The sequence below is a fragment of the Nonomuraea sp. 10N515B genome, from assembly GCF_052245915.1.
Classification (GTDB): Bacteria; Actinomycetota; Actinomycetes; order Streptosporangiales; family Streptosporangiaceae; genus Nonomuraea.
Genome location: NZ_JBQQBQ010000135.1, coordinates 1 through 8,802 on the forward strand (window position 1 = coordinate 1; position 8,802 = coordinate 8,802).

The window sequence follows — 8,802 nt, forward strand, 5'->3', positions numbered from 1 at the left end:
GGGTACGGCTTGCGCTCGCTCACCCGGCTATCCCAGCACAGGGCAGCCCGCCGACGGGCGGTAACGCTACAAATCCATCCGATCACACTGCGACATCATGGACTTCGCCTCGCGTAACGCCCTCTGATTGTTGCCCGTACCCCTGGTATAGATGCACAGCTCGGCCCCCACCCACACGTCAGGCTTTCCGGGCAAGGAGAAGGTCTTCTCCTGCGGCGGGGAGCAATCGGCCTCCGCCCACGCAGCAGTCGTGGGTGTGATGGTGAAGCCGGCGATTAAGAGCGAGGCGATAGCGGCAAGCCGCAGGACCATCCGTACCATGAAGCCCTACCCTTTCCGAAGGGTCCCAGCCAGGCGACCACGTTGATCGTTTGCCCGGAAGGTAGCTCGCAAAGGAAGCGCACGCCAGACCTAATTACATTTGGAACGAACCATTTCCTCATGGAACGGTGCAGGAACCCCGAACGGCCCTTGCTCCGATGTTGCCCGCGGTTCCGCATAGGTGGCCCGCAGTGCGCGAAGACCGTAGATGCCCAGTTCAGACACTCACTGAGGAGGAGCTACACCCCTTCGAATTGGGCGGGCTGAGGAGCGTTGACCGTCTTGAGTGCTGTGCCTGCCGGCTCAGCCGTACAGCCGCCCCACCGTCGTCACCCCAGAACTGCTGCGCGCAGCACGGGACATGCTGCCCAACCCGAACAACTCGATCACCTCGATCGCCAAGCTGCTGGGCGTCTCGGCAGGAACGCTGCATAACCACATCCCCGATCTGCGAAAGCTCCGCGAAGGCGGCCACGCCCGAGAGCTCACCAACGATCAGAGGCCATCAGCGTAGGAAGCTACGTCCGAGGAACGGGGTCACCTGAGCAGCGACAGGTTGGCCCGCACGACATTCGTCAAAGGATGATCGGCGCCCAGCACCCGCTCGCAGTCGGCGAGCGTGGCCTCGTACAGCGCGGTGGCCCGCCCAGATCCCCCGCCGCCTGGAGGATGAGCGCGAGGCGCTCCTGCGGGCGATGAATCGCCTGGTCGCCACAGGACATCTTGCGACCCCGTCGAGGCGCCGCAAGTGGTACGGCGCGCCGGCAGCGAGCCTAAATAGGTCCACAATGGATCGTCTATAACAAAACTATCTGTTATGGTCTCTCCTGTCCCTCTATGGAGCAGGAGAAGTCCATGTCTGATAACGCCCCTCGATCGCGCTGGCTGGCGCTCACAGTGCTGTCGGCCGCGATGCTGATGACGATCCTGGACGGCAGCATCGTGACCGTGGCGATGCCGACCATCCAACGGGATCTGGGCTTCTCGCCCGCCGGGCTCAGCTGGACCGTCAACGCGTACCTGATCGCCTTCGGCGGGCTGCTTCTGCTGGCCGGTAGGCTGGGTGACCTGATCGGCCGCAGAATCATGTTCCTCGTGGGGAACGCGGTCTTCACCGCGGCGTCGGTGCTGGCCGCGGCAGCAACCGGGCCGGGCATGCTGATCGCGGCCCGCTTCCTGCAAGGCGTCGGCAGCGCGATGGCCTCCGCCGTCATGCTGGGCATCCTGGTGACCTTGTTCACCGGAGTCAAGGAGCGCGCAAAGGCGATCGGCGTCTTCAGCTTCACCGGCGCTGCCGGAGCCTCGATCGGCCAGGTCCTGGGCGGCGTCCTGACCGACCTGCTCAGCTGGCACTGGATCTTCTTCATCAACCTGCCCATCGGGCTGGCCACGATCGCCCTGGCTATCCGGGTCCTGCCCGGCGATCCCGGGGCCGGACTCGCGGCAGGCGCCGACGTCCTCGGCGCCGTGCTGGTCACCGGCGGGCTGATGCTGGGCATCTACACCGTGGTCAAGGTCGAGCAGTACGGCTGGCTCGCGGCCCACACCCTCGGCCTCGGTGGAGTGTCGCTTGCCCTGCTGGCCGCCTTCGTCTGGCGTCAGGCGAGCGCCAAGGCGCCGCTGATGCCGCTGCGGATCTTCCGCTCCCGCAACGTGTCAGGTGCCAACCTGGTGCAGATCCTCACCCTGTCGGCCATGTTCGCCTTCCAGATCCTCGTCGCGCTCTACATGCAGAAGGTCCTCGGCTACGGTGCGCTGGAGACCGGCCTGGCGATGCTGCCCGCGGCACTGGCCATCGGCGGGGTGTCCCTGTTCGTCTCGGCCCGGCTCAACACCCGCTTCGGGGAGCGCGCCGTCCTGCTGGCAGGCCTGGTGCTGCTGCTCGGCGCGATGGGTTGGCTGGCACGCATCCCGGTGCGGGCCGACTACCTCACCGACCTGCTCCCGGTGATGCTACTCATCGCAGGTGGCGGCCTGGTGCTGCCCGCGCTGACCGCGCTCGGCATGTCCGGCGCCAAGGCCGACGACGCGGGCCTGGCCTCCGGCCTGTTCAACACCACCCAGCAGATCGGCATGGCCTTCGGCGTCGCCGTACTCTCCACGCTGGCCGCCACACGCACCGATCAGCTGCTGGCCGCCGGTCAGAGCCAGCCGGCCGCGCTGACCGGCGGCTACCACGTGGCCTTCGCCATCGCCGCGGCCCTGCTCGTGGCCGCCTTCACCGTCGCGCTCCTCGTCCTGCGCCAGCCCAGGCAAGACACCGCCGCCCCGCAGCAGGCGGCCCAGCCGATCCCCGTAGCCTGATCAACCGTCCCCACCAGCACAGACAGGATTCGATTCACATGAGCGACAACGAGACGAACTCCGGCCCCGCCGAACCCCGCATCCTCACCGACGCGGAACTCAGCAGCCTGCTCGCCGGCCAGCAGTTCGGCGTCCTGGCCACCGTCAAGCGCAGCGGCCACCCCCACCTGTCCACTGTCATGTACAACTGGAACCCCGTCGAGCAGATCATCCGGGTCTCCACCACGGACGGCCGCCTCAAGGCTCGCCACGTCCGCACCAACCCCCGCCTGTCGCTGCACGTGAACGGGCCGAACGTCTGGTCGTTCGCCGTCGCCGAGGGCGACGCGGAGGTGTCCGAGGTGACCACCGAGCCGGGAGACGCGGTCGGCAAGGAGCTGCTGTCACTCACGCCAGGCTTCGAGGACCCGGCTGACGAGGCCGCCTTCCTCCGGCAGCTGGTCGACGAGCGCCGCGTGGTGATCAGACTGCACGTCTCGCGCCTGTACGGCACAGCCCTGGACATCCCCGCCGAAGAGTAGGGACAGGCGAGTGGTTGAGAGGCGCGGCCGTCCCCGACCTGCTCGGCGCCGCTGACACTACCCCGTCAGCTTCGGCCGTAAGCAGCGCGGGAGCGGCCGCATTCCACCGGGGTGGAGTCCACGACCCATACGTCGTCGCTCCACGCCGAGGTGGTGGTGGCCAGGATCCGGTTGACGCTTCGCATCAGACCGGCGGCCTTGCGCAGCCGCTTGTTGTGGGCTGCTGGGGCAGGTAGGGGAAGAGGTGGCGCAGGTGGGCACGGGCATGGCGGAGCCATTTGGCCTCGGAGGTGAAGCCGAGTATGGCCTGCATCATGACAGGGTGACCAGTTCGGCATCGCTCAGGCGGGGCGTAATGCCGACCGGCGGGCGCCACGGCGCCAGGTCGGGATGCTCTTTCAGCATGTCGTCGGTCGTCGCATAGGGTGCTGTCGCGAGGGTGTCCACGTCGTTCGCCATAAGACGATCTTGGACACCCTCGTTCTCGTCTCCGCAGGCACCCCTTGGACCACACCACCAGGAGGAACCAGTGTCATACCCGCAACAGCTCACCCCCGAGGAGAAACTCGCCGACGCGAAGAAGCAGCTGAGCCTCCCGCGTATCGTCGTGATCTGCGGCTCCACCCGTTTCATGACCGAGATGACCGAGGCCGATCTGCGGGAGGCCAAAGCCGGAAAGATTGTCGTCAAGCCGGGTTGCGACATGAAGTCGCCGCACGAACTTTGGTCCGATCCTGTCGAGGCCGAGGCGCTGAAGGTTCGACTCGACGATCTGCACCGAGCGAAGATCCGGCTCGCTGATGAGGTGCTCGTAGTCGGCGACTACATCGGAGACAGCACCCGAGCCGAAATCGCCTACGCCCGGTCGCTGGGCAAGCCCGTACGGTTCACGCACCCCGAAGTCGACCCCGACGCCTGACCGCCCACCCCCACACCCTCCGCAGGCACCCCTTGGGATTGATCATCTAGGCGCGTAGCTCCCGCGAGGCGCGCCCGGGCATCCGTTCTCGAGGCCTCGGCTACACCACTCGACCTCATCCATCAGCGCTGTCTGCGTCTAGGGCAGCAGGGCGCAGGTCGTTCCAGTGATATCCGCAGTCCTCACGGGAAGCCCCTCGAACGTGTGAAGAGGATCGATTTCCAGCTCGCACAATCGCTGCTCTTGCGAAAGCGCGTGGTAGGCCAGGGCCTTGTTCATGGCGGTCATCACGTCAGGCGCCTCCACGACCCAGGTGTAGGGCGCCTCGCCGTCGAATCGCTCCGTGCCGGCGATGGTCACGGTGAAGGTCTTCATTTCCCTTCTCATCGCGCCTCGCCCTGGAGGATCTGATCGAAGGTGTGCCTGGCGGTCGCGATCAGCGTCCAGGCGGTCTCACGGACGGTGCCCTTCTCCCGGTCTGTACGGCGGACGAAGCCCTGGCCGGCGGCGGTGCACAGCTCGTACGTCGTTACCTTGCACTCGCACGTGTGCGAGACCACGCGGATGCGCGGTGCTCGGTTGGCCGGTTCGTACCAGGGGAGGATGACGTGGCCCGGCTTGGGCGGCTCGACGTGCGGGCCATGGAAGTCGGGGATCTCGTCTCGCCAGGTCACCAGGTCCTCCCTTCGAAGACCTCGACGAGGTTCTTGAGCGCGATGTCGACGCGAGCCATGACGAGCTCGTGAACGTGATCGCCCTCGGAAGGCACCCGATAGCCGTGTCTCTCCAGTACGGCCTGGACGTCCGCGGTCAGCAGCGGCGTGAATCGTACGTCTGTGATTGAGTTGACCATGGGTCGGACCTCCCGTGTCCGATCTGTAAGGGCCCGTCTCAGCGCTTGCCCCGCTGGGCGGGCCCGTAGTTCTCATTCAGGACGGTTGCTGCTCAGCTGGCTCTCGCTTTCGATGCCTTGCCTCGCGCTCAAGCTCATCCCTTCGCCAAGGCAGCACGGCACAGCTCGTTGTCCAGTTCTTAGGGAACGTGGTCAAGGCTGTGCGGCCGCTGCTGGGCGTTGCCTGCATAGTCCGAGACTACGACGACCTACCCAGTCATGCCTAGGGGTTCCCCTAGGTACCTCGAGGAAGGAACGGGAGCCTTTGGGTTCCTATCGTTACCTATATGGACTTCAGGCCCGATGAGCTCCGCTGGCAGGCTGTGGCAAACGAGATCCGGCGCAGAATCGCCGAAGGGGTGTACCAACCTGGCATGCCCGTCCCCGGCGAGCCTCGGCTGGCGGACGAGCTGGGTGTATCCAAGGGAACCGCCCGCAAGGCGCTAAACGCCCTGCTCGCCGACGGTACGCTCTATTCGGTCCTGGGTAAGGGCACCTTCGTTAGCCGGCCTAACAATTCCGACACGCCTGAAGATCAAACGCGTCGCGACTGACTTTGACGTTGTTAATGTAGGCCGCGGCATTAGCGCGGGAGATCAGATCTAACCGAAACGATCAGCTCCGGTCGATTGGTGCTGGCCAACGGTTTACAGTCCCGCCACCAACGTTCTGACGTGCGCATACGCAAACAGGGCGCTCTACCTGGAAACATCGGGAACGACCAAGCGCTGAGACCTATCACTCCTGGGAGCGAACCCGGGGAGCGTGTTTCCCGTACATCCTGGCGACGGCAGATCGCCTAAGCCAGGAATGACCATGCTATTGCGTTATGAGCCCCCGTCGAGGCGTACGGGGATCGGAGATAATGCGGCTATTCGCGTGCCGTTCCGTGCTGGAGACCCGTTATGAGTCACCCAGTACCCGACCCCCTCCCCTCCCCGCCGCCGCTGGCCAAGACCGACCAGCCCTCCGGGGGCTTCGCCGAGCCAACCCCCACCCCGTTACCCACGCCGGACCGCCCCCCTGACCAACCCACACCGCCACCAGCCAAGACCGTTGATCCGGACCCAGCAAGACCGTCGCTGACCCCCAACCCTCCGAACTGGAACTACTCCGGCATCACGCCCGCAGAAATGGACCGCTTCGAGCGCGCCCTCGGGAGGGTCGAAACCACGCTCGGCGCCAACGAGCCACGCATCCGCCAGGCCCTGAGCCAACTCCAGCTCGACACCTCCGCCCTGACGGCTCTTCGCGAGATGGGCAACTGGATCAGCTCCAAACGCCCGGAACTGCGCCAGCGCAACGCGACCATCCAGTCGCTGACTACCAAGTGGGGTGCCGATACCGCCGACATGGTCCCCTTCGACGAGGCCCTCTACAACCGGGCCTCCAGTAACCCCGACGTCTACGCCGCCGCAGCCCGGCTGGCCGAAACCGCGAAAACCGGCGAGATCGACGACAAGACCCTTGCCGAGTTGAAGAAACGCATCGGAGATCCGGCCTTCGCCACGATGCTCATGCACGCACTGGGCGCCACCACGTACCGGAAGGTCATGGCCAAGACGGTGCATGGTGACAAGGCGCACCAGCGTCTGCAGGTGGCGCTCAGCAAGGCCCTCGGCACCGCCAGCCCCCGGTTGGACGCCAACTGGCGTAAGGAGTTCACCTCCGGCCTCACAGGGCGGGATCACCAGGCGCTTGCGAAGGCGATCAGACATGGCTCGTTCGACTCGGCCTTTCTCCTGCAGGTGGCCAGGGCCATCGATGCCCACGACGGCAAACTCCCGGCTCAAGGCGGGACGGCCTTCCGCGATCCTCACCAGGACCCGATCGTGGACATGATGACGGCACTGGCCCGCAATCCCGCGGCCGCTCAGGACTTCTTCGCCAAAGATCCCACTGCGCTCAAACGCTTCTTGATCGAACGCCGGACGGCGAACGGCAAGGAGGCGGTGGGCAATGCCGTGGAGGCAGCCACCACAGTCTTCAGGGACCACGACGGCACAGAGCAGAATCCGTCCCGCGGTTTCCTGTCCGCCCAACTGGCCTCGGAGTTCGTCAAGTTGCAGGCCGAACGAGCCCTCAAGGGCGCCGAATCCGCCGTCCCGGCCAGCACGACGGCGCTCATCCTCGCCGCCTACATCCCTGACGTCGACCACGCTGCGGCGCGGTCGGGACTCAGCTCGGCCGACGTCCGCAGTACCAGCGGCGCACACTTGCCACCGAACGAGCCCTGGGGTGCGCAGTTCCGCACCGAGGACGTACGCGAGGTCATGAAGGAGGCGTTCGACGAGGATCCCAAGACCGTCTCGACGCTGATGGCAGCCCAAACCGTGTGGTCAAGAAGACTGCTCGACCACAATGCCGCAAACGGTGACCGCGACCACTTCATCGCCGCCGCGAAGGAGACGGGAGCGGGGTTCGGCATGATCACCGATGCGACCGGGCTCGCCAGTATCGCCCAGGGCGAGAAATTGGATGAGGCCCAAGAGCGCAAGGCGAAGGCACTTATGGCGGTGGTCAACACCGGGCTGGCGATTCCGCAACAGGGTGGCTGGCCCATCACGGCCGGCGTCGTGGGCGCCTGGACCGGTTTGATCGAGGACGGTGCCAAGACTGAGATCAACAAGAACAAGGCCACGTACGAAGCCAACATGGCGAAGGCCAGGTCGGAGTTTCTGGCGACTCAGCTCGTGGCCCAGGCCATGTTCGACCACGGGCTCTTCGGCCAGGCCGATCGCCGCTCCTTGAGCTTCCTTAAACCCGACGGGTCCCTGATGACGCTGGGTGAGATGACACCCGAGAACGCTGTCCAGCATCCACACTTCGACGCCTACGAGGATTGGGCGGAGGACGACCACAAGGGCACGATATGGAGGAGAACGAAAAAGGAGCTGCACGATACCTACCAGGGCGCCTTCAGCGAGCACAAATGATGAAAATTACCATCGCTCTCGGCATGGCTCTGGTTCTGGTCGGTTGCACAAGCCCTCAGAAGCCTCCCGTTGACAGGACACCGCTGCCGACGGTCGCCGCGCCGCCCTACATCTGCGACCACATTCCCCTTCGCGCTGTGGAGCTGATGACGGGTGTGCGTAACCCGTCCGCTCTCGGAGACTTCGACCTGAGCTTCGGCGATGGGGTAGGCGTGGGGGGATGCCACATCTACCAGCCGACGGGGGAGAAGAAGAAACTGCTCGACATCGATCTGACACCCAAGGGAGGAGAGGACTGGGTCAAGGACCAGATCGCAGCCGGTGACAAGCCGCTGCCCGAGATCGTCCCTGGCGGAATCGGGTTCTACACGCAAGGTGGAAGGACCGAAAAGACGCAGGCCGGTGCGGTGCTGGTAAGAGGAAAGGCCCAGCTGTTCATCGGGATGTCAAAGGGGGTCGAAGGGCGGAACAACGCGGCCGATGTGATCGCGTTGATGAAGCTGATCGCACCCAAGCTGATCAATGACGCCACCGCTCCCGGCAAGAAGAAGGACTGACCATGGCGGCGATGGTGTCCAATCCGCTACACGAGGCCCTGCGAAACGCTCTGCGCATAGTCGGCCCGATGGTTGAGGAGATCGACAGCGGCATCGAGACGCCCTTCCGGCAGTTCCAGAGCGGAACCGTATGGACGGGGCCGACGGCGAAACTGTTCGGGGACCAGTTTGCCCGGCTCCGGTCTCAGGCGCGGGCGTCAGGGGAGAGGATCGTCGGCGAGTTGCTGTAGGGCGACGCTGAAAATGAGCACGCAGGCGGCGTTCGTGGTGTCTATGTGGACGACATGAACGACCCCGCCAGGCGGTGGCCTGACGGGGTCTGGTGCTCACGGTGTCGTGGTGGTGCTCAGTC

General features: G+C 65.2%; 11 protein-coding genes and 1 pseudogene. 8 read left to right on the forward strand and 4 right to left on the reverse strand.

Annotation, left to right across the window (positions count from 1 at the left end; translation table 11 throughout):
* Positions 1 to 607: 607 nt before the first annotated feature.
* The 3 genes from ACTWQA_RS57900 to ACTWQA_RS57910 all read left to right on the forward strand — a co-directional run bounded on the left by ACTWQA_RS57900 (position 608) and on the right by ACTWQA_RS57910 (position 3,146).
* Positions 608 to 835, forward strand: a complete 228-nt coding sequence (locus ACTWQA_RS57900) for a hypothetical protein (RefSeq protein WP_443167306.1) — start codon at positions 608 to 610, stop codon at positions 833 to 835.
* 341 nt (positions 836 to 1,176) lie between these two features.
* Positions 1,177 to 2,625 (forward strand): MFS transporter, encoded by a 1,449-nt coding sequence (locus ACTWQA_RS57905; protein ID WP_443167307.1) that lies wholly within the window; start codon positions 1,177 to 1,179, stop codon positions 2,623 to 2,625.
* A gap of 38 nt (positions 2,626 to 2,663) precedes the next feature.
* Positions 2,664 to 3,146, forward strand: coding sequence for a PPOX class F420-dependent oxidoreductase (locus tag ACTWQA_RS57910; RefSeq protein ID WP_443167308.1), 483 nt, complete (start codon positions 2,664 to 2,666; stop codon positions 3,144 to 3,146).
* A 68-nt stretch (positions 3,147 to 3,214) separates the two neighbouring features.
* Here ACTWQA_RS57910 and ACTWQA_RS57915 read toward each other — a convergent pair.
* Positions 3,215 to 3,605 (reverse strand): annotated as a pseudogene (locus ACTWQA_RS57915) (IS982 family transposase); the annotation flags it as partial.
* A 70-nt stretch (positions 3,606 to 3,675) separates the two neighbouring features.
* Here ACTWQA_RS57915 and ACTWQA_RS57920 point away from each other — a divergent pair.
* Positions 3,676 to 4,065 carry a hypothetical protein gene (locus tag ACTWQA_RS57920; RefSeq protein WP_443167309.1) on the forward strand — a complete coding sequence of 130 codons (390 nt, stop codon included), beginning with the start codon at positions 3,676 to 3,678 and terminating at the stop codon, positions 4,063 to 4,065.
* 138 nt (positions 4,066 to 4,203) lie between these two features.
* On the opposite strand, the gene ACTWQA_RS57925 is transcribed toward ACTWQA_RS57920, so the two are convergent.
* From ACTWQA_RS57925 to ACTWQA_RS57935, 3 genes are read right to left on the reverse strand one after another with little or no spacing between them, the layout of a single operon-like run.
* Positions 4,204 to 4,440 carry a hypothetical protein gene (locus ACTWQA_RS57925; RefSeq protein ID WP_443167310.1) on the reverse strand — a complete coding sequence of 79 codons (237 nt, stop codon included), beginning with the start codon at positions 4,438 to 4,440 and terminating at the stop codon, positions 4,204 to 4,206.
* An 8-nt stretch (positions 4,441 to 4,448) separates the two neighbouring features.
* Positions 4,449 to 4,739, reverse strand: a complete 291-nt coding sequence (locus tag ACTWQA_RS57930) for a hypothetical protein (protein ID WP_443167311.1) — start codon at positions 4,737 to 4,739, stop codon at positions 4,449 to 4,451.
* On the reverse strand, positions 4,736 to 4,918 hold the full coding sequence (locus tag ACTWQA_RS57935; protein WP_443167312.1) for a hypothetical protein: 183 nt from the start codon (positions 4,916 to 4,918) through the stop codon (positions 4,736 to 4,738). The genes ACTWQA_RS57930 and ACTWQA_RS57935 overlap by 4 nt, the downstream gene beginning before the upstream one ends.
* Positions 4,919 to 5,244: 326 nt before the next feature.
* Between ACTWQA_RS57935 and ACTWQA_RS57940 the strand changes: the two genes are divergently transcribed.
* The 4 genes from ACTWQA_RS57940 (at position 5,245) to ACTWQA_RS57955 (ending at position 8,680) form a co-directional block, all read left to right on the forward strand.
* Positions 5,245 to 5,511 carry a GntR family transcriptional regulator gene (locus tag ACTWQA_RS57940; RefSeq protein ID WP_327587889.1) on the forward strand — a complete coding sequence of 89 codons (267 nt, stop codon included), beginning with the start codon at positions 5,245 to 5,247 and terminating at the stop codon, positions 5,509 to 5,511.
* 351 nt (positions 5,512 to 5,862) lie between these two features.
* Positions 5,863 to 7,893 carry a hypothetical protein gene (locus tag ACTWQA_RS57945; RefSeq protein ID WP_443167313.1) on the forward strand — a complete coding sequence of 677 codons (2,031 nt, stop codon included), beginning with the start codon at positions 5,863 to 5,865 and terminating at the stop codon, positions 7,891 to 7,893.
* The gene (locus tag ACTWQA_RS57950) at positions 7,890 to 8,450 is read left to right on the forward strand and encodes a hypothetical protein (protein WP_443167314.1); all 561 of its coding nucleotides are present in this window, start codon (positions 7,890 to 7,892) and stop codon (positions 8,448 to 8,450) included. The genes ACTWQA_RS57945 and ACTWQA_RS57950 overlap by 4 nt, the downstream gene beginning before the upstream one ends.
* A 2-nt stretch (positions 8,451 to 8,452) precedes the next feature.
* The gene (locus tag ACTWQA_RS57955) at positions 8,453 to 8,680 is read left to right on the forward strand and encodes a hypothetical protein (RefSeq protein WP_443167315.1); all 228 of its coding nucleotides are present in this window, start codon (positions 8,453 to 8,455) and stop codon (positions 8,678 to 8,680) included.
* The last annotated feature ends 122 nt before the right edge of the window (positions 8,681 to 8,802 follow it).

What these genes read in the sequence shown, in the direction of transcription:
- ACTWQA_RS57935 (WP_443167312.1), bottom strand. Translation starts at nt 4,918, where the DNA reads ATGGTCAACTCAATCACAGACGTACGATTCACGCCGCTGCTGACCGCG.
- ACTWQA_RS57940 (WP_327587889.1), top strand. Translation starts at nt 5,245, where the DNA reads ATGGACTTCAGGCCCGATGAGCTCCGCTGGCAGGCTGTGGCAAACGAG.
- ACTWQA_RS57945 (WP_443167313.1), top strand. Translation starts at nt 5,863, where the DNA reads ATGAGTCACCCAGTACCCGACCCCCTCCCCTCCCCGCCGCCGCTGGCC.
- ACTWQA_RS57925 (WP_443167310.1), bottom strand. Translation starts at nt 4,440, where the DNA reads ATGAAGACCTTCACCGTGACCATCGCCGGCACGGAGCGATTCGACGGC.
- ACTWQA_RS57950 (WP_443167314.1), top strand. Translation starts at nt 7,890, where the DNA reads ATGATGAAAATTACCATCGCTCTCGGCATGGCTCTGGTTCTGGTCGGT.
- ACTWQA_RS57910 (WP_443167308.1), top strand. Translation starts at nt 2,664, where the DNA reads ATGAGCGACAACGAGACGAACTCCGGCCCCGCCGAACCCCGCATCCTC.
- ACTWQA_RS57905 (WP_443167307.1), top strand. Translation starts at nt 1,177, where the DNA reads ATGTCTGATAACGCCCCTCGATCGCGCTGGCTGGCGCTCACAGTGCTG.
- ACTWQA_RS57955 (WP_443167315.1), top strand. Translation starts at nt 8,453, where the DNA reads ATGGCGGCGATGGTGTCCAATCCGCTACACGAGGCCCTGCGAAACGCT.